We start from the raw sequence: 24668 nt of genomic DNA on the forward strand, positions 1-24668 counted from the left end.
CGGATTTCATCCGAACGAGCTATCAAGTTGTGACGTTGACACCTCGGTGTCAGCGCCCTCCCCGTCTTCACCGGCTACGGCGCGTCACTCGCACTTCGTCCCGGCGGCCGGCAGCGTGCCCTCGGTGAGGTAGGCCGCCAGCGCGGCGTCGATGCAGCTGTTGCCCTTGCCGAAGGCGCCGTGGCCCTCGCCGACCCGGGTCAGCAGGGTGGCGTTGGCGAAGCCTGCGGCCAGCGCCTCGGCCGAGGCGTACGGGGTGGCCGGGTCACCGGTGGTGCCGACGACCAGGATCGGGGCGGCGCCCTCGGCCCGGACGGTGTGCGGCTTCTCGGTGGTCTGGAACGGCCAGTAGGCGCAGGAGGCCTCGCTGTAGTCCTCGACCGCGACGCCCTTGGAGAGCAGCGGGGCCTCGGCCCGGAGCTTGGCCACCGCCTGCTGGGCGCGCTCGGGGGTCGGGGCCGGACGGGAGGCGTCGGCGCAGCTGATCGCGCTCATCGCCTCCTCCATCGGGTTGTAGTGGCCGTTCTCGTCGCGGCCGTTGTAGCTGTCGGCGAAGGCCAGCAGGTAGTCGCCCTTCTTGCCGAGCATCGCCCAGGCGAGACCGTTGCGCAGGGAGGTCCAGGAGGTCTTCTCGTCGCCGTAGAGCCTCGACATGACGCCGGTCCAGGCGAGGTCGCTGCCGAGCTTGCGGCCGTCCTTGGTGGTCATCGGGTGGTCGCGCAGGCCGTCCAGGAAGTCGGCGCCCTTCTTGGCGGCCTTGGCCGGGTCCTTGCCGAGCGGGCACTCGGCGGCGAAGTTCTGCGCGCAGTCGGCGGCGAAGCGCTGGTAGGCCTTCTCGAAGGCGATGGTCTGGTCGATGCCGTGGTCCAGCCGGTCCTGGGCCGGATCGACGGCGCCGTCCAGGACCAGCCGGCCGACGTTCTTCGGGAACTCCTCGGCGTAGAGCGCGCCGAGGTAGGTGCCGTAGGAGACGCCGAGGTAGTTGAGCTTCCGGTCGCCGACGACCGCGCGCAGCACGTCCAGGTCGCGGGCGGTGTTGCGGGTGCCGACGAAGGGCAGCAGCTTGCCGGACTTGGCCTGGCAGACGGCGGCGTGCTCGGTGGCGTTCTTGACGTGCTCGGCCTTGCGGGCCACCGGGTCGAGCGGCTGGTCGCTCTCGTTGTCGGCGTCCCTCTTCTTGTCGTCGTAGCAGACGACGGGCGAGCTCTCGCCGGTGCCGCGGGGGTCGAAGCCGATCACGTCGAAGCGGTTGTGCAGGGTGCCGTCGTAGTCCTTGGCGCCCCACTTGACCATGTCTATGCCGGAGCCGCCGGGGCCGCCGGGGTTGACCATCAGCGAGCCGATCCGCTGGTCCGGCTTGGCGGCCGGCAGCTTGATCAGCGCGAGGTCGAGGGCGTCGGCGGCGGGGTCGGTGTAGTCGAGCGGGACGTGCAGCTTGCCGCAGAGCATGGCGGACAGATCGACCTGGGCCTTCTCGGCGGCCGGGTCGGCCGGGCACGCGGCCCAGGTGATCTGCTGGCCGTAGAACGGCTTGAGCGCCGGGTCGTCGGCGCCGGTGGGCTTCACCGTCGGGGTGGGCGTCGGCGTCGCGGTCGGGGTCGCGGCGTCGGTGGCGGCGGTGCTCGACGGTGCGGAAGCGGCCTGGTCCTGAGCCGGCTTCTTGTCTCCTCCACAGGCGGTGGTGAGGAGCAGGCTGCCGGCCGCGACGGCGGCCAGCAGGAGGTGCGGGCGGGTGGCCCGGTGAATCTTCATCGCACGTATGTACCACTCACGGGTGACAGTTCGAGTACTGACCCCCGGCCGGGACACCGCCCGCACCTGCCGGCCCGTCAGAGCGCGCGGTGCACCTTGTGGTTGGCGGCCTGGGCGCGCGGGCGGACCACCAGCAGGTCGATGTTGACGTGCGGCGGCCGGGTGACCGTCCAGGCGACGGTGTCGGCGACGTCCTCGGAGGTCAGCGGCTCGGCGACGCCCGCGTACACCGCGGCGGCCTTCTCCTCGTCGCCGCGGAAGCGGGTCACCGCGAAGCCCTCGGACTTCACCATGCCCGGGGCGATCTCGATCACCCGGATCGGCTCCCCGCACAGCTCCAGCCGCAGCGTCGCCGCGATGGTGTGCGCCGCGTGCTTGGCCGCCACGTAGCCGCCGCCGCCCTCGTAGGCGGCCAGCGCGGCCGTCGAGGAGAGCACCAGGACGGTGCCGTCGCCGCTCGCCCGCAGGGCCGGCAGCAGCGCCTGGGTCATGTGCAGCACGCCGAGCACGTTGACCTGGTACATGGCCAGCCAGTCGGCCGGGTCGCCGCTCTCGACGCTCTCCGCGCCGATCGCCCCGCCGGCGTTGTTCACCAGCACGTCCACCCGGCCGACCTCGGCGGCGAAGGCGTCGACGGCGGCCCGGTCGGTGACGTCCAGCGTGTACGCCCGCCCGCCGGTCTCCGCGGCCAGCGCCTCGATCCGCTCGGTGCGGCGGGCGGTGAGCACCACCTCGAAGCCCTCGGCCGCCAGCCGGCGGGCGGTCGCCGCGCCGATTCCGCTGCTGGCACCGGTGACGACGGCCACCTTCTGCTCGCTCATTGCCACTCCTGAGATATCCCGGTCGGTTCAGCCGATCATCTCAAGGCCTTCGGCGCTACATTGCGAGAGGAGTGGACCTGCCCGCCGACCCCCGCGGAGGACCCCATGACCACGGAACCGCCCGCCGAGCGGCCCACCGGGCCGCCCACCGAGCCGCGCCGCACCGAGTCCGGCTTCCCGTTCGCCCCGGTGTACGGCCCCGAGGCCCTGGCCGGGTGGGACCCGGCCGAGCGGTTGGGCCGTCCGGGGGAGTACCCGTTCACCCGGGGGATCCACCCGAGCATGTACACCGGCCGGCCGTGGACGATGCGCCAGTACGCCGGCTTCGGCACCGCCGCCGAGTCCAACGCCCGCTACCGGCAGCTGATCGCCGGCGGCTCCACCGGCCTCTCGGTCGCCTTCGACCTGCCCACCCAGATGGGCTACGACTCGGACGCCCCGCTCGCCGCCGGCGAGGTCGGCCGGGTCGGGGTGGCGATCGACGGCGTCGAGGACATGGCCGAGCTGTTCGCGGGCATCCCGCTCGGCGAGGTCTCCACCTCGATGACCATCAACGCCCCGGCCGCCGTGCTGCTGCTGCTCTACCAGCTGGTCGGCGAGGCGCAGGGCGTCCCGCCGGCCCGGCTCACCGGCACCGTGCAGAACGACGTGCTGAAGGAGTACATCGCCCGCGGCACGTACATCTTCCCGCCGCAGCCCTCGCTGCGGCTGGTCGCCGACCTCTTCCGGTACTGCCGGGCCGAGATCCCGCGCTGGAACACCATCTCGATCTCCGGCTACCACATGGCCGAGGCCGGGGCCACGCCCGCGCAGGAGATCGCCTTCACACTGGCCGACGGGATCGCCTACGTGCGCGCCGCGCTGGCCGCCGGGCTCGCGGTGGACGACTTCGCGCCCCGGCTCTCCTTCTTCTTCGTGGCCCGCAGCACCCTGCTGGAGGAGGTCGCCAAGTTCCGCGCCGCCCGCCGGATCTGGGCCCGGGTGATGCGCGAGGAGTTCGGCGCCCGGGACCCGCGCTCGCAGCGGCTGCGCTTCCACACCCAGACCGCCGGCGTCCAACTCACCGCCCAGCAGCCGGAGGTGAACCTGGTCCGGGTCGCGGTGCAGGCGCTCGCGGCGGTGCTCGGCGGCACCCAGTCGCTGCACACCAACTCCTTCGACGAGGCGCTGGCGCTGCCCACCGAGAAGGCCGCCCGGCTCGCGCTGCGCACCCAGCAGGTGCTCGCCCACGAGACCGACGCGACCGCCACCGTCGACCCGTTCGCCGGCTCCTACGCGGTGGAGGCGCTGACCGACGAGATGGAGGCCGCCACGCTCGAACTCATGGCAAAGGTCGAGGAGTTGGGCGGAGCGGTGGCCGCGATCGAGGCCGGCTACCAGAAGGCGGAGATCGAGCGCAGCGCCTACCGGATCCAGCGGGAGACCGAGACGGGCGCGCGCACGGTGGTCGGGGTCAACCGGTTCCGGCTGGACGCCGGGGAGTTGGCGGCCGAGGAGCCCTACCGGCCGCTGCGGGTCGACCCGGCGATCGAGGCCCGGCAGGCCGGACGGCTGGCCCGGCTGCGGGCGGCCCGGGACGGTGCCGCGGTGGGCCGGGCGCTGGGCGCGCTGCGCCGGGCCGCCGCGGGCCGGGACAACGTGCTGTACCCGATGCGCGAGGCGCTGGCCGCGCGGGCCACCGTCGGCGAGGTCTGCGACGCGCTGCGCGAGGTGTGGGGCCGGCATGTGCCGGTCGAGCGCTTTTGAGCCAATGTTCCGGGCGCCCGGAACCCGGGCCGAGCCGTCCGGACGGCCGTCAACCGCCCGGTCGAGCGGGCCGTGACCTTGATCGCCGATGGTCGTTGCACAGAGCAGGCACCATGGGGAAGGCGGCTGAAACAAGATGTCATACCCACCAGCGCGGCCGGTATGCGCCCATCCGGGGACTTCTTCTGGGGAAGTCAGGCCAAATCCCCCCAACAGGCCTAGTCTTGTTGAGATGAACCGTCGTGAGTCCGCCCTGTCGGCCGTCACCCTCACCGCTGCCCGCCCCGCCGCCGGTCTCCGCGACCGGGTACGGGAGCTGGAGCCCGAGCTGATCGCCTTCCGGCGGGACCTGCACCGGCACCCGGAGCTGGGCCGCCAGGAGTTCCGAACCACCGGCCTGCTGCGGGACCGCCTGGTCGCCGCCGGCCTCGCCCCCCGGATCCTCCCGGGCGGCACCGGAATGCTCGTCGACATCGTTCCCGAGTCCGCCCCGCGCGGCGCGGAGTTCCTCGCCTTCCGCGCCGACATCGACGCCCTGCCGATCGACGACGCCAAGACCGACGTCCCCTACCGTTCGAGCGTCCCCGGCCGGGCCCACGCCTGCGGCCACGACGTGCACACCTCGGTGGCGCTGGGCACCGCGCTGGTGCTGGCCGGGTCGGCCCGCTCCGGCGAGCTGCGACGCCCGGTCCGGATGGTCTTCCAGCCCGCCGAGGAGGTCATGCCCGGCGGCGCGCTGGACGTGATCGCGGCCGGCGGGATGGAGGGCGTCGGCCGGATCTTCGCCGTGCACTGCGACCCCAAGGTGGAGGTGGGCCGGATCGGCCTGCGGGTCGGGGCCATCACCTCGGCCTGCGACCGGCTGGTGCTCCACCTGGACGGTCCCGGCGGCCACACCGCGCGCCCGCACCTGACCACCGACCTGGTCACCGCGGTCGCCCGCACCGCCGCCGAGCTGCCGGGCGCACTGGCCCGCCGGATGGACCCGCGCTGGGGCGTCTCGCTGGTCTGGGGCCGGATCGCCGCCGGCTCCGCGCCGAACGTCATCCCGCAGCACGCCGAGCTGGAGGGCACCGTCCGCTGCCTGGAGCTGGCCGGCTGGCGGGAGGCGCCCGACCTGCTGCACGAGCTGATCGCCCGGCTCGCCGAGACCTACCGCGCGAAGTGGACGCTCGACTACCACCGGGGCGTGCCGCCGGTGGTCAACGAGGCGGTCTCGGTCGGGCTGCTGGAGGCCGGCATGACCGCGCGCTTCGGCCGGGACGGCGCCGAGGTGGTCGAGGACACCGAGCAGTCGCTCGGCGGGGAGGACTTCTCCTGGTACCTGGAGCACGCCCCCGGCGCGCTGGCCCGGCTCGGCGTGCGGGCCCCGGATGACACCGCCGTCCGCGACCTGCACCAGGGCCGCTTCGACGTCGACGAGCGCGCGATCGCGATCGGGGTGGAGCTGTTCACCGCGCTGGCACTGGAGCCCGGCACGCTCTGATGCCGTGACGGCCCGGACCGATCGAAACCGGACACCCGCCAAGGGTGTCCGGTTTGTCGCTGATAAAGGAATTCCTCCGGGTTCGTATGCGGGATCGGGCGGGCTCGAACCACCGCTTATGGAGCGGAAAGGGGCGCCGGGGCGACCACGAGACCACGGTTTGGTAACAACCCGAACGCTCCGGCGGCCTGTAATACAACCGTGTTCTACGCGCGTTACGGTGGCGTCCGACCACGCTAATCGGTGGCGTGTGAGAAGGAGATACTCCCTTGCGCCGTACTACTAAGCTCGCCGCGGTTGTGCTCTCGGGTTCCCTGGGCATCGCCTCGCTCGCCGCTTGCGGCGCAAAGAGCAACGACACCAACGCCTCCTCCGGTTCGTCCGAGGGCGGTCTGAAGGTCGGCATGGCCTACGACATCGGCGGCCGTGGCGACCAGTCCTTCAACGACTCCGCGGCCCGCGGCCTGGACCAGGCCAAGAGCCAGCTGGGTGTCGCGGTCACCGAGGCCGACGCCAAGACCGGTGAGGCGGAGGCCGACAAGGAGACCCGCCTCAAGAACCTGGTCACCGCGGGCTACAACCCGATCATCGCGGTCGGCTTCGTCTACCAGGCCGCCGTCGAGAAGATCGCCAAGGAGAACCCGAACACCAAGTTCGCGATCATCGACTCGGCCTCCGACACCCAGCCGAGCAACGTCACCTCGCTGACCTTCTCGGAGCAGGAGGGCTCGTACCTGGCCGGCGTGGCCGCCGCGCTCAAGACCAAGACCAAGCACGTCGGCTTCATCGGCGGCGTGCAGTCCGAGCTGATCAAGAAGTTCGAGGCGGGCTACCGCGCGGGCGTCAAGTCCGTCGACCCGCAGATGCCGGTCGAGGTCACCTACCTGAGCACCCCGCCGGACTTCTCCGGCTTCGCCGCCCCCGACAAGGGCAAGGAAGCCGCGCAGGGCCAGCTCGACAAGAAGGCCGACGTCATCTACACCGCCGCCGGCTCCTCCGGCAACGGTGCCATCGAGGCCGTCGCCAACGCCGGTGCCATGGCCATCGGCGTCGACTCCGACCAGGCCGCCCAGCCCGCCCTGGCGAAGTACAAGAACAACATCATGACCTCGATGGTCAAGAACGTCGACAAGGCCGTCTTCGCCTACATCGAGTCCGCCAAGAAGAACGAGCCCTTCACCGGTGTGAAGAACTTCGACCTCAAGGCCGACGGCGTCTCGCTCGCCACCACCGGCGGCAAGATCGACGACATCAAGGCCAAGCTCGACGAGGCCGCCAACGCGATCAAGGGCGGCAGCACCACCGTCCCGAGCGACCCGTCCAAGCTGTAAGGCTCCAGGGCCTGACCGGACGTCGCCGGAGCTGCCGCCCGCCCGGCAGCGCCTGATGAACGCAACACCAGGGAGGGGCCCGGAAGGGTGCGCGTCGTGCGCACCCCCGGGCCCCGTCCCGTCCCCCCACCCTTTCCCGCTCTTTGGCCCTCCAGCGCAACGACGCGCCTCCAGACCACCAGGAGACCGCCATCACCGCATCCGACCCCGCCCCGAACACGGGCGGTAACCCCAGCGCGGGGACGGCGGCACCGGCCGTCGAACTGCGCGGCATCACGAAGCGCTTCCCCGGCGTCGTGGCCAACCGCGACATCAACCTCACCGTCCGCACCGGCACCGTGCACGCCCTCATGGGCGAGAACGGCGCCGGCAAGTCGACGCTGATGAAGATCCTCTACGGCATGCAGAAGCCGGACGAGGGCACCATCGCGATCAACGGCGAGCTGTGCGAGTTCGGCACCCCGGGCGACGCCATCGCGCGCGGCATCGGCATGGTGCACCAGCACTTCATGCTCGCTGACAACCTCACCGTCCTGGAGAACGTCGTCCTCGGCGGCGAGCACCTGTACGGCATCGGGGCCAAGGCCAAGCAGAAGATCAGGGAGATCTCCGACCAGTACGGCCTGGGCGTGCGCCCGGACGCCCTGGTCGAGGACCTCGGCGTGGCCGACCGCCAGCGCGTCGAGATCCTCAAGGTGCTCTACCGCGGCGCCAAGATCCTCATCCTCGACGAGCCCACGGCGGTGCTCGTCCCGCAGGAGGTCGACGCCCTGTTCGACAACCTGCGCGAGCTGAAGTCCGAGGGCGTCACCGTCATCTTCATCTCGCACAAGCTGCACGAGGTGCTCTCGGTGGCCGACGCGATCAGCGTCATCCGCCGCGGCACCACCGTCGGCGACGCCGACCCGAAGAGCGTCACCGCCCGCCAGCTCGCCGAGCTGATGGTCGGCGCCGAGCTGCCCTCCCCGGAGAGCCGCGAGTCGACCGTCACCACCACCGAGATGCTGCGCGTCGAGGCCCTGCGGATCGCCAAGACCGACGCGGAGGGCATCGAGCGCGTCGTCCTGGACGACATCTCGCTGCGGATCCACAAGGGCGAGATCCTCGGCATCGCCGGTGTCGAGGGCAACGGCCAGGCCGAACTGGTCGAGGCCGTGATGGGCATGCTCCCGCTGGACGCCGGCAGCGTCACCCTGGACGGCCAGGACCTCTCCGGCAGCCTCACCCGGGCCCGCCGCGAGGCCGGCATCGGCTACATCCCCGAGGACCGCCACCGGCACGGCCTGCTGCTGGAGGCCCCGCTCTGGGAGAACCGGATCCTCGGCCACGTCACCGAGAGCCCCAACTCCAAGGGCGTGCTGCTCGACCCGGCCGCCGCCCGCAAGGACACCCAGCGGATCGTCGAGGAGTACGACGTCCGCACCCCCGGCATCGAGGTCACCGCGGCCTCGCTCTCCGGCGGCAACCAGCAGAAGCTGATCATCGGCCGCGAGATGAGCCACGAGCCCAAGCTGCTGATCGCCGCGCACCCCACCCGCGGCGTGGACGTCGGCGCCCAGGCACAGATCTGGGAGCACATCCGGGTCGCCCAGCGGGCCGGCCTCGCCGTGCTGCTGATCTCCGCCGACCTGGACGAGCTGATCGGCCTCTCCGACACCATCAAGGTGATCTACCGCGGCCGGCTGGTCGCCGACGCCGACCCGGAGACCGTGACCGCCGAGGACCTCGGCACCGCGATGACCGGTGCCGCCGTCGGCCGCATCGAGTCGGACACCCCGGCCGACGCCGTGCCTGCGGACGCCGTGCCCTCCGCCACCCCCACCGACACCGCCGCCGACCAGCAGGCGGGGGAGTAGCCACATGACCAGTCCCAAGCCCGCGCCCGCCGCGCCCGCCGAGGCCGCTCCCAAGAGCGGCCTGGCCCAGCGGTTCAGCGGCGAGAAGATCGTGCTCGCGCTCGCCGCCCCGGTGCTCGCCGTCGTGCTGTCCGTCGCCATCTGCTCGCTGCTGCTGGCGACCTCCGGCAAGAACCCGTTCGACGCCTGGAACGTGATGATCACGTACGGCACCAAGTCGGACGGCCAGGTGGCCATCATCAACCGGTCCACCACGTACTACCTCGCCGCCGCGGCCGCCGCCTTCGGCTTCCGCATGAACCTCTTCAACATCGGCGTCGAGGGCCAGTACAAGCTCGCCGCGCTGTTCGCCGCCTTCGTCGGCAGCCAGGTCGACCTCCCGGCGATCATCCAGATCCCGCTGCTGCTGCTGACCGCGATGCTGGTCGGCGGCATGTGGGCGGCCGTCGCCGGTCTGCTCAAGGTCTACCGCGGCGTCAGCGAGGTCATCTCGACCATCATGCTGAACTCGATCGCCACCGCGGTGGTCGGTCTGCTGCTCGTCCCCGGCATCTTCGCGCCGGAGAAGGGCACCACCAGCAACTCGATCCAGACCAACCCGATCTCGGAGTCCAGCCGCTTCTTCTCGCTGAACACCGACGGCGGCCCGCTCTGGGGCTTCGTGGTCATCGCGATCGTGGTCGGCGTCGCCTTCCAGTTCACCCTGAACCGCACCCGCTTCGGCTTCGACCTGCGCGCCACCGGCCGCTCGGAGAGCGCGGCCACCGCGTCCGGCGTCAACGTCAAGCGCATGGTCGTCACCTCGATGGTGGTCTCCGGTGCGCTGGCCGGCCTCATCGGCCTGCCGGAGCTGATGCAGAACTCCTACTACTTCGGCCAGAGCTTCCAGGCGGGCCTCGGCTTCCTGGGCATCTCGGTCGCCCTGCTCGGCCGCAACAGCCCGATCGGCATGGTCTTCGCCGCCCTGCTCTTCGCCTTCCTCGACGCCACCGGCTCGCAGCTCCCGCTGCCGCAGAACGGTGAGTTCCCGTTCGAGATCGTCGACGTCATGAAGGGCACCATCGTCATCTGCGTCGTCGTCGCCTACGAGCTGGTCCGCCGCTACGGCCTGAAGCGCCAGCAGCAGCGGGTCGGCGCCGAACTCGCCGCCCAGGCTGCCGCCGCGGCCGCCCAGAAGAAGGAGGTGTCGGCGTGAGTACGGTTACCGCGGTTCGCGCGAAGACGCCAGGCGGCGCGTCCGCCAAGAAGCGCAAGTTGTCCTGGCCGGTGGTGCTGCTGCTGATCGCGGGCGCCCTGGTGCTGTTCTCGGCCGTCGGCATGATCACCGGCAACCACGCGCTGACCTCCTCCGGCCAGATCACCGCGGCGCTCGGCGCGGCGGTCCCGATCGGCATGGCCGGTCTGGGCGGCCTCTGGTCCGAGCGGGCCGGCGTCGTCAACATCGGTCTCGAAGGCATGATGGTCGCCGGCACCTTCGCCGGTGCCTGGGGCGGCTACCTGGTCAACCCCTGGTTCGGCCTGGTGGCCGGCATGCTCGGCGGCGCGCTCGGCGGTCTGCTGCACGCGGTCATCACGGTGACCTTCGGCGTCGACCACATCGTCTCCGGCGTCGGCATCAACCTGCTGATCCCCGGCATCTGCGCGTACGTCAACCGGATCTACTACAAGGACTACATTTCGGTGGGCGCCGGTGCGAACCAGTCCCCGCCGGCCGATCCGCTGCCGTACCTCACCGTCCCCGGCCTGTCCTCCTGGCTGAAGGAGATCGAGGCCCACCACTGGTTCCTGGTCTCCGACGTCGCCGGTGTGGTCGGCGGCCTGGTCACCAACCTGTCGGTGGTCGTCATCCTGGCCGGCGTGCTGATCGTCGCCAGCTACTTCGCGCTCTGGCGGACCGTCTTCGGCCTGCGGCTGCGCTCCTGCGGTGAGAACCCGACCGCCGCCGAGTCGCTGGGCGTCAACGTCTACAAGTACAAGTACCTGGCGGTCATCGCCTCGGGCGCCTTCGCGGGCCTCGGCGGTGCGTACCTCTCGCTGGTCGCCGCGCACTTCTACAAGGACGGCCAGACCCTGGGCCGCGGCTTCATCGGCCTCGCCGCGATGATCTTCGGCAACTGGATGCCGGGCGGCCTCGCCGTCGGCGCCGGTCTGTTCGGCTTCACCGACAGCCTCCAGCTGCGCGACCCGGAGTCGGTGCACGTGCTGATCCTGGTGGTCGCCATCGCGATGGTGCTGCTGGCGGCGTGGCAGCTGTACCGCCGCAAGCTCACTCCGGCGCTGATCTCGGTGGTGGTCTCCGGCGCGCTGTTCGTCTGGTACTTCACCACCGACGAGGTGCAGCGTCCGCTGATCGTCGCCACGCCGTACGTGATCACCCTGGTGGTGCTCTCGCTGGCCTCGCAGCGGCTGCGGCCGCCGAAGGCCGACGGCCAGATCTACCGCAAGGGGCAGGGCAAGTGACGCCGGGCGCCGACGCGGTCGACTGGGCCGCGCTGCGGGCGGCGGCGCGCGAGGCGATGAGCCACGCGTACGCGCCGTACAGCAGGTTCCCGGTGGGCGCCGCCGCGCTGGTGGACGACGGCCGGGTGGTCACCGGGTGCAACGTGGAGAACGCCTCGTACGGGCTCGCGCTGTGCGCCGAGTGCGGACTGGTCTCCGCGCTGCACGCGAGCGGCGGCGGCCGGCTGACCGCGTTCACCTGCGTGGACGGCAACGGGGCGCTGCTGATGCCGTGCGGCCGCTGCCGCCAGCTGCTGTACGAGCACGGCGGGCCCGACCTGCTGGTCGAGCTGCCGTCCGGCGTGCGGCCGATGAGCGACGTCCTGCCCGACGCGTTCGGGCCCGAGCGGCTGTAGCGGATCAGCTCTGGCCCTGCCGTTTGTTACGCGCGTAGAGTGTCGCGAGCGGGCCCTGACCCGGTCCGCTCGCGACACTCTTCGCTTTTCTGAACCCCTTCCGGGAGCAATGGAGCAACCATGGACGCCATCTCCGTCATCAGGACCAAGCGCGACCGCGGAGAGCTGAGCGACGCTCAGATCGACTGGGTCATCGACGCCTACACCCGCGGCGAGGTCGCCGACGAGCAGATGTCCGCCCTGGCCATGGCCGTCCTGCTGAACGGCATGAACCCGCGCGAGATCAGCCGCTGGACGGACGCGATGATCCGCTCCGGCGTGCGGATGGACTTCTCCTCGCTGGCGCTGCCCACCAGCGACAAGCACTCCACCGGCGGCGTCGGCGACAAGATCACCCTGCCGCTCGCCCCGCTGGTCGCCGCCTGCGGCGCCGCCGTTCCGCAGCTGTCCGGCCGCGGCCTCGGCCACACCGGCGGCACCCTCGACAAGCTGGAGTCCATCCCCGGCTGGCGCGCCCTGCTCTCCAACGAGGAGATGCTGGACGTGCTGCGCTCCACCGGCGCGGTCATCTGCGCGGCCGGTGACGGCCTCGCCCCGGCCGACAAGAAGCTGTACGCGCTGCGCGACGTCACCGGCACCGTCGAGGCCATCCCGCTGATCGCGTCCTCGATCATGTCCAAGAAGATCGCCGAGGGCACCGGCGCGCTCGTCCTCGACGTGAAGGTCGGCTCCGGCGCCTTCATGAAGAACATCGACGACGCCCGCGAGCTGGCCCGCACCATGGTCGGCCTCGGCACCTCGGCCGGCGTCAACACCGTCGCCCTGCTCACCGACATGTCCACCCCGCTCGGCCTCACCGCCGGCAACGCGCTGGAGGTCCGCGAGTCGATCGAGGTGCTGGCCGGCGGCGGCCCCGCCGACGTCGTCGAGCTCACCCTCGCGCTGGCCCGCGAGATGCTGGCCGCCGCGGGCGTGCGCGGCAAGGACCCGGCCGACGCGCTGCGCGACGGCTCCGCGATGGACCACTGGCGCCGCATGATCGCCGCCCAGGGCGGCGACGTCGACGCCCCGCTGCCGGTCGCGCGCGAGCAGCACGTCATCCCCGCCCCGGCCTCCGGCGTGCTGAGCCGGCTGGACGCCTACGCGGTGGGCGTGAGCGCCTGGCGCCTCGGCGCCGGCCGCGCCCGCAAGGAGGACCCGGTGCAGGCCGGCGCCGGCGTCGAGATGCACGCCAAGCCCGGCGACACCGTGGTGGCCGGCCAGCCCCTGCTGACCCTGCACACCGACACCCCGGAGCGCTTCGACTACGCGATCGAGGCCCTCACGGGCGCCGTCGAGGTCGCCCCGGCGGGCACCCCGTTCACCCCGACCCCGATCGTCCTGGACCGCATCGCCTGACGGTCCGGGGGTCTGCTCACGTGCGCCGGGTCAGGCGTACGTGAGCAGACCGCTGGTGTCGATCGTGCACGGGCCGACAGCGACCTTGTCGCCGAAGACGAACCTCGCGCGGTCGGTGCAGCCGGGCTCGTCGTGGACGACGCCGGTACCCGTACGGGGATCGATGATCAGGTGGAACGGAATACCCGTCGCCGCGTAGTCGTGGACCTTGTCGCGGTAGTCGTTCTCGGGGTTGGACTTGGAGACGACCTCCACGACGAGCAGCACCTCGTGTGGGAGCACCGCCGACTGCTCACCTGTCAGGGTGGCCTCGGGGAACACCATCAGGTCCGGGTTCCGCAGTCGACCGAGCCCGGTGTCCTCCGGATCGGCACCGTGGTAGGCGATGTAGTCGGGGTGTGTGGTCGGCAGCCGGGCGTTGAGTTGCCGGGCGATACGCAGTACGGCGATGGCAGCCGACAGCCGGGCGCTCGTCACTCCGCCGCGGTGAGGGCGAGCTTCAGGAACTCCTCGGGGGCCTCGCGGACGAGGTCGTGGCCGGCGGGGAGGGTGTGGACGGTCCAGGCGGGGTCGGTGCGCAGCCGGGCGACGGTGTCGAGGAACGGGGAGTCCGCGAAGTTCTCGGCGTGCAGGTAGATCCGGGGCACGTCCAGGGTGTCGGCGGCGCCGGTGAGGGCGGCCGGCTGGAGCAGGCTGGCCAGCGGGTGCACGGTGGCGCGCGGGTCGAGGAACGGGCTCAGGCCGAGCAGGGTGTGGCCGCCGCCCGCCGCGGCGCCCGCGAGGTAGCGCTGCTTCCAGACGTCGTTGACGATCGTGTACGCCGACTCGCCGTCGCGCGGTACGAAGGCGTCCGCGTACACCAGTCCGGCGATCCGCTCCGGGGCCCGGTCGGCCACCGCGGAGGCCACCATGCCCCCGTAGCTGTGCGCGACCAGCACGGCGCCGGTGATCCGCTCCGCCTCCAGCAGCCCGAGTACGTCCCGCACATGGGTCTCCAGGTTCACCCCGCCCACCGCGCCGACGTGCCCCCGCTCGCTCACCCCGGTCAGTGTCACCGGGTACGCCTCGTGCCCGGCGGCCCGCAGCCCTTCGGTGATCGGCCGGTACCACCAACCGCCGTGCAGGGCGCCGGGGATGAGGACGAAGGTGGCCATGGCGGGTTCCTCTGTTCGTGCGGTACCGGTGGGACGCGAACGAAACTACGGCGGATACCTGACAACGAGCGTCAGGTATCCGCCGGTGACTATCGCGCGGAGAGTCCGCCCGGCAGGGCCTCCGTGCGGCGGGCGGTGTGGGCCTGGCGGGTGGCGTAGAGGGTGACGGCGGCGGCGAGGGTCATGGCGGTGAGGCCGATGGTGGCGGCGCCGGGCCAGCCGGTGGCGTGGTAGGCGTCGGCGCCGGTGGTGCCGCCGAGGCTGTTGCCCAGGTAGTAGGCGATCAGGTAGAGCGCGGAGGCCTGGGCGCGGCCCTCGGTGGCGGTGCGGCCGACGGCGGAGGAGGCGGTGGCGTGGCCGGCGAAGAAGCCGGCGGTGATCAGCACCAGGCCGAGCAGGGCGAGGACCAGCGAGTCGGCGAGCGAGAGCAGCAGCCCCAGGGCGGTGGTGCCGATCGCGACGTACAGCGCCCCGCGGCGGCCGAGCCGGGCGGAGAGGCGGCCCGCGGCGGCGGAGGTGCCGGTGCCGACCAGGTAGACCACGAAGATCGAGGCGGCGACCGACTCCGGCAGGTGGAAGGGCGCGGCGATCAGCCGGTAGCCGACGGTGTTGTAGACCGCGCCGAACACGGCCATGAACAGCAGCCCCAGCGCGTACAGCCGCAGCAGCAGCGGGTTGCGCAGGTGGCGGCCGACGGTGCGGGCGAGGGCGCGGGCGTCCACCGGGGCCGGGGTGAAGTGCCGGGCGGCGGGGATCAGCAGCCGGAACGCGAGGGTGGCGAGCAGGGCGAGGACGGCGGAGGCGGCGAGCCCCCAACGCCAGCCGAGGCCGGCCGCGACCCAGCCGGAGAGCAGCCGCCCGCCCATGCCGCCGATGCTGTTGCCCGCGACGTACAGGCCCATCGCGGAGGCCAGCGCCGAGGGGTGCACCTCCTCGGCGAGGTAGGCCATCGCGGTGGCGGGCAGTCCGGCGAGCGCGGCGCCCTGGAGGACGCGGAGCACGACCAGGGTGGTGAGGTCCGGCGCGAAGGGCAGGGCGAGCGCGAGGGCGGAGGCGGCGAGGGTGGAGGCCGTCATCACGGCGGTGCGCCCGTACCGGTCGGAGAGCGCGCTCGCGGGGAGCAGGGCGAGCGCCAGGCCGAGGGTGGCGGCCGAGGCCGTCCAGCTGGCCTGGCCGGGGGTGAGGCCGAGGTCGTCCGAGAGGACCGGCAGCAGGCCCTGGGTGGAGTAGAGGAGGACGAAGGTCGCGACACCGGCGGCGAACAGGGCGAGGTTGGCGCGGCGGAAGGAGCGCTGGCCGGGGCGGTGGCGGTCGTCCGGGGCGGGGACGGGGGCCGGGGTGGCGGCGGTGAGCGGGGCGGCGTCCGGCGCGGTCGCGGACGCCCTGGTACTGGAGGGCTGCATGTCCTCGACCGTAGAACCGGCGGGCTGATGCGTCCAATGCATGAACCACCCATAATCCATACCGGAACGCATGAGCGGAGCGTGCGGCGGACGACGGGAGCGCATGATGGCCACGGGTGCCGAGCCGGTCCGGCCGGCGGAGCTGGGACCTGACCTTCCGGCGGTGCAACTCGCCCCGCTGCTCGCCCAGTTCGCGGCGGTCGCCCGGCTGGAGCACGTGACGCAGGCGGCGGCGCTGCTGGCGATGCCGCAGCCGACGCTGTCCCGGGCGGTGGCCCGGCTGGAGGGCGAGCTGGGTGTCGACCTGCTGGCCCGTCAGGGCCGGACGGTCCGGCTGACCAGGGCGGGCCGGCTGCTGCTGGCCTCGGTGGAGCGGGCGCTGGCCGAGGTCGAGCGCGGCGTCGAGGCGGCGCGGGCGGAGGCCGATCCGGCGACCGGCCGGGTGGCGTTCGGCTTCCTGCACACCATGGGGACGGACGCGGTGCCGGCCCTGCTGCGGGACTTCCGGGCGGCGTACCCGCTGGTCCGCTTCCAGCTGGTGCAGGCCTACGTGGGCGCGATGCTGGACCGGTTGCGCGCGGGGGAGCTGGACCTGTGCCTGGTCGCGCCGGTCCCGGACGACGATCCGGCGCTGGTCGCCCGCCGGCTGGACGAGCAGCGGCTGCACCTGGTGGTCCCGGCGGACCACCGGCTGGCCGGGCGCCGCCGGATCCGGCTGGCGGAGGTCGCCGAGGACCCGTTCGTCGGGCTGGAGCCCGGCTACGGGCTGCGGGCGATCACCGACGGCTTCTGCGCGCAGGCCGGGTTCGCGCCGCGGATCGCGTTCGAGGGCGAGGAGGCGGAGACGCTGCGCGGGCTGGTCGCGGCCGGGCTCGGGGTGGCGCTGCTGCCGCCGGCGCTGGTGCCGCGGCCGGGGGTGGTCGAGCTGGAGGTGACGGCGCCGCGGACCCGGCGGGCGATCGGCCTGGCGTGGGTGGCGGGGCGGCCGCTGACCCCGCCGGCGGCGGCGTTCCGGGACTTCGTGCTGTCGCGGCGGGGGCGACTGCTGGCGCACGACTGAGCGCGTCGGGGGGCGCGGCGCCCGGGGGACCGGCTTGCGTGGAGGTGGACCGGCTCGTCCCTTTGGTGGAATTCCCGGTGGACATCGGATGATTCGGGCCCCTGGACAGTGGCTTGTCTACGCGCGTAGGGGCTACACTCCCGCAATGGAGAAGCAGATCCCCGTCACCACCGCGGGCACCGGCCCCCGGATCCCCACCCCCGAGCAGATCGCCCGCGCGCCGAAGGTGCTCCTGCACGACCACCTCGACGGCGGCCTGCGCCCCGAGACCGTGGTCGAACTGGCGGCGGCCGTCGGCTACGAGGGCCTCCCGACCACCGACCCCGAGGCGCTCGGCGAGTGGTTCCGCGAGGCCGCCGACTCCGGTTCGCTGGTCCGCTACCTGGAGACCTTCGCCCACACCTGCGCCGTCATGCAGACCCGTGAGGCCCTGATCAAGGTCGCCGCCGACTGTGCCGAGGACCTCGCCGCCGACGGCGTCGTCTACGCCGAGGTCCGCTACGCCCCCGAGCAGCACCTGGAGCGCGGCCTGAGCCTGGACGAGGTCGTCGAGGCCGTCCAGGAGGGCTTCCGGCTCGGCGAGGCCAACGCCCGCGCCGCCGGCCACCGCATCCGGATCGGCACCCTGATCACCGCGATGCGGCACGCCGCGCGCTCGTCGGAGATCGCCGAACTGGCCAACCGGCACCGCGACGGCGGCGTCGTCGGCTTCGACATCGCCGGCGCCGAGGCGGGCTACCCTCCCACCCGCCACCAGGCCGCCTTCGACTACCTCAAGGGCGAGAACAACCACTTCACCATCCACGCGGGCGAGGCCTTCGGCCTGCCGTCGATCTGGGAGGCCCTGCAGTGCTGCGGCGCCGACCGGCTCGGCCACGGCGTGCGGATCGTCGACGACATCACCGTCGAGGAGGACGGCACCGTCCAGCTGGGCCGCCTCGCCGCGTACGTGCGCGACAAGCGGGTCCCGCTGGAGATGTGCCCGACCTCCAACCTCCAGACCGGGGCCGCCACCTCGTACGCCGAGCACCCGATCGGGCTGCTCAGCCGGCTGAAGTTCCGGGTCACCGTGAACACCGACAACCGGCTGATGAGCGGCACCAGCATGAGCCGCGAGTTCGCGCACCTGGTCGAGGCCTTCGGCTACACGCTGGGGGACCTGGAGTGGTTCACCGTGAACGCGATGAAGTCGGCCTTCCTGCCGTTCGACGAGCGGCTCGCGATGATCAACGACGTGATCAAGCCGGGCTACGCCGAGCTCAAGGCCGAGTGGCTGTTCAGCGTCGGCGGCTGAACGCGCCGAATGTGATCGGATGAACGCTACTGTCCGCCAAGGGAGTTGGCGTTCATCCGACTTCTCGCTCGGGCGGGTGAACCGCCGTTGATCCCCGTGCGGTCCGCTCACTACGGTGTGCCCGTCATTGCCGACCGGTCGTGGCGGCGGGCCCCGTCGCGTCGGCCGTGCGAGTCGGCCACCGACGAGGACCCAAGGGGACGAACCACATGAAGCAGGCCACTCTCAAGGCCGCCGGCACCGCCGCGCTCGGCATCGCCATCGCCGCGGTCGGCGCCGGCAGCGCGTCCGCCGCCCCCGCCACCGCCGCCGGTGGTCTCGGGCTCCCGACCGGTCTGCTGACCAACCCGGCCGCCACCAGCGCCCTCACCGACGCCGCCGGCAAGCTGCCGGTCGCCGACAAGGTCAGCAGCACCCTCGGCACCCTGGCCCCCAGCGCGGGGCAGGCCGCCGCCCCGGTCACCGGCGCCGCCGCCGCCGACCGGGCCGGCCTGCCGGCCGTGCCGGGCCTCGACAAGACCCCGCTCGGCGGGCTCACCCAGGCCCTCCCGCTGCCGGGCCTCGGCGGCTGATCCGTCCGCCGCACGCCAGGGCACGGCACGCCAGGGCACGGCACGTCGCGGCTCGGTGCGACGTGACGCGACCCGGCACGGCACGGCACGGCACAGCACGGTTGAAGGGGCCGCCCGCTCCCGTCGAGGAGCGCGCGGCCCCTTCGGCGTCTCACGGCTCCTGGGGCAGCAGCAGCCAGAGCGCCAGGTAGATCAGGAACTGCGGGCCGGGCAGCAGACAGGAAGCCAGGAAGATCACGCGCACGGTCCATGCCGAGAGCCCGAAGCGCTCGGCGATCCCGGCGCAGACGCCGGCGATGACACGGTTGTGACGGGGGCGGGCGAGGCGGCTCATGGCGGACTCCGTTGCTGTGGTGACGCCGTGGTCCGGTCCCTCCGGCCGGCGTACTTCCATGCTCCGCCGCCGCTCCGCCGAAAGCCTCCCCCCGCAAGCCGATCCCGCCCCTGACCTGCTTCATCGCCTGGCAGGACCCCCTCTCAGGGTTCCGCTCAGGGTCGGCCCGGAGATTGCCGGCCCCCCGGAGCGGGAAGTCGGCCGGTCCGACTTCCCGCTCCGCGTGCGGCTACGCGCCCGGTCGCGGGCGGAAGGGGACGGTGACGTCCGAGGTGTGCTCGTGGGGCTCGGCGGTCTCGAAGTTCGGGTAGTACACCTCCCGGCTGCCGCCGTCGCGGTCGTGGCCCTGCTCCTTGACCCAGGCGCCGACGGCGTCGTGGATGGCGGCCATCGTCGCGAAGTCCTTGTGCTCCTTGGTGATCTCGGTGTACGCCTCGCGATGGGCCGGGTCGATCCGCACGGCGATGCGGCCGGTCGGCTCGACGGCGTTCAGCGTCGGGGCGCACACCTCGACCAGGCCGTCCGAGTCCTCGCCGACATAGCCGTGGAAGATGCTGAAGATCGGCCCCGAGAGGCACGCGCCGGTCGACTGCAGGTGGGCGACGAGCTGCTCGCCGGCCTCGTTCAGAAAGGGGACGAGCGTGGCGCCCGTGACGTGCCGCTGGACGCAGAGCACTTTCTGTTCGGGAACGTCGCGTTCGGCGATCCGGTACATGGTCGAAGTCCTTCCGGTGAGTACTGAGCGGGCGTAGCCCACCGCGTAGCGGCGGGCCCTGTGCGTGGCCTCCTGCTCGCGCCAGTAGGCGCCGAGCAGGCGGGCGGACTCGTCGCCGCCGTCCGCGTCGAGCACGGCGGCGATCCGGGCCAGCGGCATGCCGACGGCGCGCAGCAGCGCGATCCGGCGGGCCCGTTCGACCTGGGCGCGGCCGTAGCGGCGGAACCCGGTGTGCGGGTCGACGTGGGAGGGCGGCAGCAGCCCGCGGTCCCCGTAGAGGCGCAGCGCTTTGGGGCTGAGCCTGGTCAGGGTGGCGAGCTCCCCGATGGTGATCAAGTCCTCGTGCACGGAGCCCACTGTGCCCCTTGCCCCTGGGGCAGAGGCAAGCGACGGTGCGGGAGGGGTCAGCGGTAGTACGGCTCCATCGCGGCCCGGACCTCGTCGAGCAGCGCCGGGCCGTCCTGCGGTACGGGCGGGCGGCCGCTCGCGGGGCGGACGGTCAGCAGCTGCTCGCCGGAGAGGGCGAAGACGGCGCGGCCGAGTCCGGCCTGCCGCAGGGCGGCCGCGCACATCGGGCACGGCTCGCAGCTGGTGTAGAGGGTGGTCCGGGCGGCGGCGTCCGGGGTCAGCTCGCGGGCCGCCCGGCGGGCGAGCTTCAGTTCGGGGTGGGCGGTGATGTCCCGGTCGGTGAGCGTGGTGTTGCGCTCCTCGGCCAGGACGGTGCCGTCCGGGGCGGCGAGCAGGGAGCCGAACGGCGGGTTGCCGAGGGCGGCGGCCTCGGCGGCGAGGGCGATGGCGCGGCGGAGGAGGGGGTGGTCGGCGGGGGTGACGGTCATCGGGGCTGTTCCGTTCGGCGCGGGGCGAGGTGTTCGGCGACGGCGGCGAGGGCCTGCCGGGCGTCCTGTGGTCGGCGGGTCTCCTCCGGGTCGCCGTGGTACGGGTCGAGGATCACGTGTGCGGCGCCCAGCAGGCGGAGTTGGGCGAGGTCGGCGGTGATCTGCTCGATCGTGCCCTCGCCGGCCAGACGGTGCGGGCCGGCGACCGGGGCCGGGGTGAGCTTGAGGGCGATCCGGGGCGCGAAGGCGGGGGCGGGGAGCGCGTTTTCGTCCGTGTACGCCCGTAGGCGGGTGGCGGCTTCGCGCAGCCAGGGCAGGGTGGGGCGCAGCGGGTGCCAGGCGTCGCCGAGGTGGACGGCGCGGCGCAGGCCCGCGTCGCTGTTGCCGCCGACCCAGAGCGGGATGCGGCGGGCTGTTCCGTAGTCGGCGGTGTCCTCCCAGGCGGCGCGCAGGCGGCGCAGGTGGTCGTCGGTGAGGCGGCCACGGTGCTCGAAGGGGACGCCGAGGGCGGCGAACTCCTGCTGCGCCCAGCCGACTCCGACGCCCAGCACGAGGCGGTGACCGCTCAGCGCGTCCAGGTTGGCGGCCGTCCGGGCGGTGAGGAGGGGGTGGCGGTAGGGGGCGACGAGGACGGTGGTGCCGAGGTGGACGCGGGTGGTGTGGGCGGCGAGCCAGGCGAGGGTGGTGAAGGGTTCGTAGAAGGGGGCGGGGTAGCGCCGGGCGACGTCGGGGGTGATGGCGACGTGGTCCGAGAGCATCAGCAGGTCGAAGCCCAGGGACTCGACGGTGCGGGCCCAGGCGAGGAGGGCGGCGGGGTCGGTGCCGGGGCCGAAGTTGGGGACGTTCACTCCGATCTTCACGTCCCGAAAGCCTAGGGAGGGAAGGTGGGTTGACTGAAGGGACATCTCCCGGTTGAGGGGTTGTTCCGCCGTGGAATCAGCGGCAATCTGGGCTCATGACCGAGATTCTCGATGCGACGGACTGGGCGATCCTGGCCGAGCTCCAGGAGGACGGGCGGATCGCGTTCACCGAGCTGGCGCGGCGGGTGAACCTGAGCGCGTCGGCGACGACGGAACGGGTGCGGCGGCTGGAGACGGCGGGGGTGATCACCGGCTACCGGGCCGAGGTGGACCTGGAACGCACGGGGTACCCGGTGACGGCGGTCGTCCGGTTGAAGTACCCGGGGCCGGCGGTGCGGCACGAGCCGCTGCGGCGGTTGCTGGAGGAGCGGTCGGAGATCCTGGAGTGCCTGCGGACGACCGGGGACGACTGCTACGCGCTGAAGATCGCCACGACGTCGATGGGGCACCTGGAGGAGATCGTCGACGAGCTGGCCCAGCTGGGGAGCACGACGACCAATCTGGTGCTGAGCCGCCCGCTCGCGCCCCGCGGCCCGGCGGTGCCCCGAGTGGGGAGCTCCGAGTAATAGCAACAATGCAATGCTGCGGGGTGGGTCAGGGGTTGGAGTGCTCTTCGTCGTTGCCGTGAACCTTCAGGGCGGTGATGACGCCGACGACAACGGTGGCGATCGCGAGGGCGAGGAGAACGGCGAAGGCCGCGCCGATCAGGAAGTTCACCGGGCCCTGACCCCTTCGCGGAGGAGTTCGAGGAGGTTGAGGAGGGTGGCGACGGAGGTGTCGCCGAAGTCGACGAGGAGACGGCCGTCGATGGTGGCGCCGTTGACGGCGGCGGAGCCCCACTGGATTCCGAACGGCTTTCCGCACTCGTGGAGTTCGCTGATCAGCGCGGTGACCTCGGGCTCGGTGTAGGTGCGCGGATAGGTGTCGTGGGGTTCGAAGGGGGCGTTCACGTGGCGGTGTCCAGCTCGAACCAGGTGACCTTGCCGGTCTTGAGAGGGGCGACGCCGAACCGGTCGGTGAGGGCGCGGACGAGGTGGAGCCCGCGACCGGAGAGCGCGAACGGGTCGGCGGGGGCGCGCAGTTCGGGCAAGTCGGGGCTGTTGTCGCAGACCGAGACCCGCAGGGTGCGGGGGCAGAGGGCGGCGATGACGTGGGGCGCCTGGGTGCCCGCGTGCTTCCAGGCATTCACGAACAGCTCGTGAAGGGCGAGTTCGGCATCCTGGACGGTGTCCGGCCGCCAGCCGGCCGAGCCGAGGAGGGTGCGCAGCTCGTGGCGGGCGACGGACCAGTCGGGCGGATTGGGGGCACGCATGGGGGACCTCCGGGAGACGGGGAGGATTGGATCACCGGCTGAGGGGGTGAGGCGTCTACTGCCGTGAAAACAGGAGTTACTGACACTCCGTCGTGTGATCGGTGCAACACTGAGAGTAGGGGCGGGTCTGGCAAAATTGCAAGCCGATCGGGAAGTCTCCCCGGACTGACGCCGCTCGTTGGTGGCGCCACACACGAGTTCTGCGCCACACTGCGCAGGCAAGGAAGGACAGCGGTGGGATACAAGGGGCCGATCAGCCAGCGGGAGCGCCGATTCGGCGACGAGTTGCAGCGTCTGCGGACGGCAGCCGGACTGTCGGCCGCGGAGGCCGGAGCGCTGGTCGGGATGCGAGGTCCGGCTGTGAGTCACACCGAGGCCGGTCGGATCACGTTGAACGCCGAACGCCTTGAGGTCTGGCTGGACGCCTACGGCTGCACCGATCCGGCGTTCCGCAGCGGACTCGCGGACATGGCGCGCAGGACGGGCAAGGGCTGGTGGAGCGAGTTCGAGGGCAAGGTCCCAGATCTGGCGCTCGACCTGGCGGAGGTCGAGGATCGGTCCGCCCGACTGACGAACTACGAGGTGCTGTACATCCCCGGGGTGCTCCAGGTGCCGGCCTATACGGAGGCCGTCTTCGAGGGCGGCGACAACCACAAGTGGGACATTGGGGATCTGACCCGCTTCCGGTTGGCTCGACAGCGGATCCTGGATGAACGCAAGGACTTCCACTTTGTCATTCAGGAAGCCGCACTGCGCATGCGTTTCCCCGGTGATGCAGTGATGAGGGACCAACTGCAGCACTTGCTGGTCATGGCTGAGCGCCCCAACGTCACGATTCAGGTGCTGCCGTTCACCGTGGCGAAGCAGCCGCCGAGCCCAGGATCATTCCTGTTCTGCGAACCGGGCTGTCCGGAACTCTCCACGATCGTCCTGGATGGCCCCGGGCGGACCGAGCACTATGGTGATCGCGAGAGTATCGCGACATACCGCCAAAGGTTCGAGCAGCTGACGGACTTGGCTCTTCCGCCCGTCGACGGGTCTGGGCCTCGGCAGGGCGCGGCGACGCGTGACTCCTGGGGGATCCTCCAGCACCTGCTCTATCTGCTCCAAGCCTGAAAGGCCTGCGATGTCCGAGATCATCTGGCAGAAGTCGTCGTTCAGTGCAGGGGACGCTGAGAACGCCTGCATCGAACTTGCCTCGGGGCCCGGCGGATTCCGTTTCCTGCGCGAATCCGATGAACCTGCCCTCGTGATGACAGTCGATGTTCCCAAGCTCCGCGCGCTCCTCCTCGCCACGAAGGCCGGCGAGTTCGACCACCTCACCTGATCAGCAGCCCAGCCCCGGAGGACCCCCACCGATGAACGCCAAAGCCTGGCGTATCCGGCTCATCGTTCGCACCACCCAGGTCGGCGTCATCGGCGGGGCCCTCTGGGGTGCCCTGGTCGCCCTCGTCGCCTTCCGCTACACCTCGATACCGCTCGGGGCCATGGTCGGCCTCCTCTTCGGGACCTTCGTCTCCATACCCACCGGCTCCCTCCTCTCCGCTCTCCCCAAGAAGCTCGCCTTCCACCGTTGGTCCGCGCCCGTCCTCGGCGCCCTCCTCACCGCCGCCGCCGGCTACCTCGTCCTCGCCCGCATCCTCCACGAGCCGCACGCCCTCCTCCACCTCGGCGTCGCCCTCCTCTTCCTCCTCTCCACCACCCTCACCGCCGCCGCCTTCTTCCTCGCCGTCCGCAGCCTCCGCCGGACGTCATCGGCACCATGAGCCCCCGGTGACGCCCCGGACTCGCCACGAAGGCGGACGAGTCCGGCCACCTCACCGGGGCATCGGCCCGCCACGCCCACGTTCCGCGCCTTCGGGCCCGACGGAAGCGGAGTAGGA

27 protein-coding genes are annotated in these 24668 nt (G+C 72.0%); 15 read left to right on the forward strand and 12 right to left on the reverse strand.

Going from position 1 to position 24668, the window contains the following annotated elements; all coding sequences use genetic code 11:
• Positions 1-84 precede the first annotated feature (84 nt).
• Together ABZW10_RS02565 and ABZW10_RS02570 are read right to left on the reverse strand one after the other, a co-directional pair.
• A complete protein-coding gene (locus ABZW10_RS02565; RefSeq protein WP_355358590.1) occupies positions 85-1752 on the reverse strand; it encodes an alpha/beta hydrolase in 1668 nt (555 codons plus the stop codon).
• 77 nt (positions 1753-1829) lie between these two features.
• A complete protein-coding gene (locus tag ABZW10_RS02570) occupies positions 1830-2573 on the reverse strand; it encodes an SDR family oxidoreductase (RefSeq protein ID WP_355358593.1) in 744 nt (247 codons plus the stop codon).
• A 105-nt stretch (positions 2574-2678) separates the two neighbouring features.
• On the opposite strand from ABZW10_RS02570, the gene ABZW10_RS02575 reads away from it, so the two are divergent.
• The 8 genes from ABZW10_RS02575 to ABZW10_RS02610 all read left to right on the forward strand — a co-directional run bounded on the left by ABZW10_RS02575 (position 2679) and on the right by ABZW10_RS02610 (position 13245).
• A complete protein-coding gene (locus tag ABZW10_RS02575) occupies positions 2679-4319 on the forward strand; it encodes a methylmalonyl-CoA mutase family protein (protein WP_355358596.1) in 1641 nt (546 codons plus the stop codon).
• Between the two features lie 232 nt (positions 4320-4551).
• On the forward strand, positions 4552-5805 hold the full coding sequence (locus ABZW10_RS02580) for an amidohydrolase (protein WP_355358599.1): 1254 nt from the start codon (positions 4552-4554) through the stop codon (positions 5803-5805).
• A 269-nt stretch (positions 5806-6074) separates the two neighbouring features.
• A complete protein-coding gene (locus ABZW10_RS02585; protein ID WP_355358602.1) occupies positions 6075-7136 on the forward strand; it encodes a BMP family ABC transporter substrate-binding protein in 1062 nt (353 codons plus the stop codon).
• 350 nt (positions 7137-7486) lie between these two features.
• Positions 7487-8992, forward strand: a complete 1506-nt coding sequence (locus tag ABZW10_RS02590) for an ABC transporter ATP-binding protein (RefSeq protein ID WP_355358942.1) — start codon at positions 7487-7489, stop codon at positions 8990-8992.
• 4 nt (positions 8993-8996) lie between these two features.
• The gene (locus tag ABZW10_RS02595) at positions 8997-10187 is read left to right on the forward strand and encodes an ABC transporter permease (protein WP_355358605.1); all 1191 of its coding nucleotides are present in this window, start codon (positions 8997-8999) and stop codon (positions 10185-10187) included.
• Entirely contained in the window at positions 10184-11452 is a 1269-nt protein-coding gene (locus tag ABZW10_RS02600) for an ABC transporter permease (RefSeq protein ID WP_355358608.1), read from the forward strand. Before ABZW10_RS02595 ends, ABZW10_RS02600 begins: the two co-directional genes overlap by 4 nt.
• Positions 11449-11847: a cytidine deaminase gene (locus ABZW10_RS02605; RefSeq protein WP_355358611.1), complete on the forward strand. Its 399-nt coding sequence runs from the start codon at positions 11449-11451 to the stop codon at positions 11845-11847. Before ABZW10_RS02600 ends, ABZW10_RS02605 begins: the two co-directional genes overlap by 4 nt.
• Before the next feature lie 120 nt (positions 11848-11967).
• Complete coding sequence (locus tag ABZW10_RS02610; RefSeq protein ID WP_355358614.1) at positions 11968-13245, forward strand: thymidine phosphorylase; 1278 nt, start codon at positions 11968-11970, stop codon at positions 13243-13245.
• Positions 13246-13275: 30 nt separating this feature from the next.
• Here ABZW10_RS02610 and ABZW10_RS02615 read toward each other — a convergent pair whose 3' ends face one another.
• The 3 genes from ABZW10_RS02615 to ABZW10_RS02625 form a co-directional block, all read right to left on the reverse strand.
• On the reverse strand, positions 13276-13722 hold the full coding sequence (locus tag ABZW10_RS02615) for a Uma2 family endonuclease (RefSeq protein ID WP_355358617.1): 447 nt from the start codon (positions 13720-13722) through the stop codon (positions 13276-13278).
• Complete coding sequence (locus ABZW10_RS02620) at positions 13719-14399, reverse strand: alpha/beta hydrolase (protein WP_355358620.1); 681 nt, start codon at positions 14397-14399, stop codon at positions 13719-13721. Before ABZW10_RS02620 ends, ABZW10_RS02615 begins: the two co-directional genes overlap by 4 nt.
• Positions 14400-14488: 89 nt before the next feature.
• A complete protein-coding gene (locus tag ABZW10_RS02625; RefSeq protein WP_355358623.1) occupies positions 14489-15802 on the reverse strand; it encodes an MFS transporter in 1314 nt (437 codons plus the stop codon).
• Between the two features lie 106 nt (positions 15803-15908).
• On the opposite strand from ABZW10_RS02625, the gene ABZW10_RS02630 reads away from it, so the two are divergent.
• The 3 genes from ABZW10_RS02630 to ABZW10_RS02640 all read left to right on the forward strand — a co-directional run bounded on the left by ABZW10_RS02630 (position 15909) and on the right by ABZW10_RS02640 (position 18728).
• On the forward strand, positions 15909-16862 hold the full coding sequence (locus ABZW10_RS02630; RefSeq protein WP_355358945.1) for a LysR substrate-binding domain-containing protein: 954 nt from the start codon (positions 15909-15911) through the stop codon (positions 16860-16862).
• A gap of 145 nt (positions 16863-17007) precedes the next feature.
• Entirely contained in the window at positions 17008-18156 is a 1149-nt protein-coding gene (locus tag ABZW10_RS02635; protein ID WP_355358626.1) for an adenosine deaminase, read from the forward strand.
• Between the two features lie 209 nt (positions 18157-18365).
• Positions 18366-18728, forward strand: a complete 363-nt coding sequence (locus ABZW10_RS02640) for an ATP-binding protein (protein ID WP_355358629.1) — start codon at positions 18366-18368, stop codon at positions 18726-18728.
• A gap of 151 nt (positions 18729-18879) precedes the next feature.
• Here the strand turns inward: ABZW10_RS02640 and ABZW10_RS02645 are convergent, their stop codons facing one another.
• The 4 genes from ABZW10_RS02645 to ABZW10_RS02660 all read right to left on the reverse strand — a co-directional run bounded on the left by ABZW10_RS02645 (position 18880) and on the right by ABZW10_RS02660 (position 21473).
• Positions 18880-19062, reverse strand: coding sequence for a PspC domain-containing protein (locus ABZW10_RS02645; protein ID WP_355358632.1), 183 nt, complete (start codon positions 19060-19062; stop codon positions 18880-18882).
• A gap of 229 nt (positions 19063-19291) precedes the next feature.
• On the reverse strand, positions 19292-20125 hold the full coding sequence (locus ABZW10_RS02650) for a MerR family transcriptional regulator (protein WP_355358635.1): 834 nt from the start codon (positions 20123-20125) through the stop codon (positions 19292-19294).
• A gap of 56 nt (positions 20126-20181) precedes the next feature.
• Positions 20182-20613: a nucleoside deaminase gene (locus ABZW10_RS02655; RefSeq protein WP_355358638.1), complete on the reverse strand. Its 432-nt coding sequence runs from the start codon at positions 20611-20613 to the stop codon at positions 20182-20184.
• Positions 20610-21473 (reverse strand): LLM class flavin-dependent oxidoreductase, encoded by an 864-nt coding sequence (locus ABZW10_RS02660; protein ID WP_355358640.1) that lies wholly within the window; start codon positions 21471-21473, stop codon positions 20610-20612. Before ABZW10_RS02660 ends, ABZW10_RS02655 begins: the two co-directional genes overlap by 4 nt.
• Before the next feature lie 95 nt (positions 21474-21568).
• Here ABZW10_RS02660 and ABZW10_RS02665 point away from each other — a divergent pair, with 95 nt between their 5' ends.
• Entirely contained in the window at positions 21569-22039 is a 471-nt protein-coding gene (locus tag ABZW10_RS02665; protein ID WP_355358643.1) for an Lrp/AsnC family transcriptional regulator, read from the forward strand.
• A gap of 28 nt (positions 22040-22067) precedes the next feature.
• Here the strand turns inward: ABZW10_RS02665 and ABZW10_RS02670 are convergent, their stop codons facing one another.
• Genes ABZW10_RS02670 through ABZW10_RS02680 form a run of 3 tightly spaced genes read right to left on the reverse strand, consistent with a single transcriptional unit; the run spans position 22068 to position 22785 of the window.
• Positions 22068-22190: a hypothetical protein gene (locus ABZW10_RS02670; RefSeq protein WP_355358646.1), complete on the reverse strand. Its 123-nt coding sequence runs from the start codon at positions 22188-22190 to the stop codon at positions 22068-22070.
• A complete protein-coding gene (locus ABZW10_RS02675) occupies positions 22187-22423 on the reverse strand; it encodes a hypothetical protein (protein WP_355358649.1) in 237 nt (78 codons plus the stop codon). Before ABZW10_RS02675 ends, ABZW10_RS02670 begins: the two co-directional genes overlap by 4 nt.
• The gene (locus ABZW10_RS02680; protein ID WP_355358652.1) at positions 22420-22785 is read right to left on the reverse strand and encodes an ATP-binding protein; all 366 of its coding nucleotides are present in this window, start codon (positions 22783-22785) and stop codon (positions 22420-22422) included. Before ABZW10_RS02680 ends, ABZW10_RS02675 begins: the two co-directional genes overlap by 4 nt.
• A 234-nt stretch (positions 22786-23019) precedes the next feature.
• On the opposite strand from ABZW10_RS02680, the gene ABZW10_RS02685 reads away from it, so the two are divergent.
• Genes ABZW10_RS02685 through ABZW10_RS02695 form a run of 3 tightly spaced genes read left to right on the forward strand, consistent with a single transcriptional unit; the run spans position 23020 to position 24551 of the window.
• Positions 23020-23901, forward strand: a complete 882-nt coding sequence (locus tag ABZW10_RS02685; protein WP_355358655.1) for a helix-turn-helix transcriptional regulator — start codon at positions 23020-23022, stop codon at positions 23899-23901.
• A 10-nt stretch (positions 23902-23911) separates the two neighbouring features.
• Positions 23912-24112: a DUF397 domain-containing protein gene (locus tag ABZW10_RS02690; RefSeq protein WP_355358658.1), complete on the forward strand. Its 201-nt coding sequence runs from the start codon at positions 23912-23914 to the stop codon at positions 24110-24112.
• Between the two features lie 31 nt (positions 24113-24143).
• Positions 24144-24551 (forward strand): hypothetical protein, encoded by a 408-nt coding sequence (locus ABZW10_RS02695; protein ID WP_355358661.1) that lies wholly within the window; start codon positions 24144-24146, stop codon positions 24549-24551.
• Positions 24552-24668: the final 117 nt, after the last annotated feature.

Origin of the sequence: Kitasatospora sp. NPDC004723 (assembly GCF_040609255.1) — a bacterium.
Lineage (GTDB): Bacteria > Actinomycetota > Actinomycetes > Streptomycetales > Streptomycetaceae > Kitasatospora.

What these genes read in the sequence shown, in the direction of transcription:
- ABZW10_RS02565 (WP_355358590.1), bottom strand. Translation starts at nt 1,752, where the DNA reads ATGAAGATTCACCGGGCCACCCGCCCGCACCTCCTGCTGGCCGCCGTC.
- ABZW10_RS02570 (WP_355358593.1), bottom strand. Translation starts at nt 2,573, where the DNA reads ATGAGCGAGCAGAAGGTGGCCGTCGTCACCGGTGCCAGCAGCGGAATC.
- ABZW10_RS02575 (WP_355358596.1), top strand. Translation starts at nt 2,679, where the DNA reads ATGACCACGGAACCGCCCGCCGAGCGGCCCACCGGGCCGCCCACCGAG.
- ABZW10_RS02580 (WP_355358599.1), top strand. Translation starts at nt 4,552, where the DNA reads ATGAACCGTCGTGAGTCCGCCCTGTCGGCCGTCACCCTCACCGCTGCC.
- ABZW10_RS02590 (WP_355358942.1), top strand. Translation starts at nt 7,487, where the DNA reads ATGGGCGAGAACGGCGCCGGCAAGTCGACGCTGATGAAGATCCTCTAC.
- ABZW10_RS02595 (WP_355358605.1), top strand. Translation starts at nt 8,997, where the DNA reads ATGACCAGTCCCAAGCCCGCGCCCGCCGCGCCCGCCGAGGCCGCTCCC.
- ABZW10_RS02610 (WP_355358614.1), top strand. Translation starts at nt 11,968, where the DNA reads ATGGACGCCATCTCCGTCATCAGGACCAAGCGCGACCGCGGAGAGCTG.
- ABZW10_RS02620 (WP_355358620.1), bottom strand. Translation starts at nt 14,399, where the DNA reads ATGGCCACCTTCGTCCTCATCCCCGGCGCCCTGCACGGCGGTTGGTGG.
- ABZW10_RS02625 (WP_355358623.1), bottom strand. Translation starts at nt 15,802, where the DNA reads ATGCAGCCCTCCAGTACCAGGGCGTCCGCGACCGCGCCGGACGCCGCC.
- ABZW10_RS02630 (WP_355358945.1), top strand. Translation starts at nt 15,909, where the DNA reads ATGGCCACGGGTGCCGAGCCGGTCCGGCCGGCGGAGCTGGGACCTGAC.
- ABZW10_RS02635 (WP_355358626.1), top strand. Translation starts at nt 17,008, where the DNA reads ATGGAGAAGCAGATCCCCGTCACCACCGCGGGCACCGGCCCCCGGATC.
- ABZW10_RS02640 (WP_355358629.1), top strand. Translation starts at nt 18,366, where the DNA reads ATGAAGCAGGCCACTCTCAAGGCCGCCGGCACCGCCGCGCTCGGCATC.
- ABZW10_RS02645 (WP_355358632.1), bottom strand. Translation starts at nt 19,062, where the DNA reads ATGAGCCGCCTCGCCCGCCCCCGTCACAACCGTGTCATCGCCGGCGTC.
- ABZW10_RS02655 (WP_355358638.1), bottom strand. Translation starts at nt 20,613, where the DNA reads ATGACCGTCACCCCCGCCGACCACCCCCTCCTCCGCCGCGCCATCGCC.
- ABZW10_RS02665 (WP_355358643.1), top strand. Translation starts at nt 21,569, where the DNA reads ATGACCGAGATTCTCGATGCGACGGACTGGGCGATCCTGGCCGAGCTC.
- ABZW10_RS02680 (WP_355358652.1), bottom strand. Translation starts at nt 22,785, where the DNA reads ATGCGTGCCCCCAATCCGCCCGACTGGTCCGTCGCCCGCCACGAGCTG.
- ABZW10_RS02690 (WP_355358658.1), top strand. Translation starts at nt 23,912, where the DNA reads ATGTCCGAGATCATCTGGCAGAAGTCGTCGTTCAGTGCAGGGGACGCT.
- ABZW10_RS02695 (WP_355358661.1), top strand. Translation starts at nt 24,144, where the DNA reads ATGAACGCCAAAGCCTGGCGTATCCGGCTCATCGTTCGCACCACCCAG.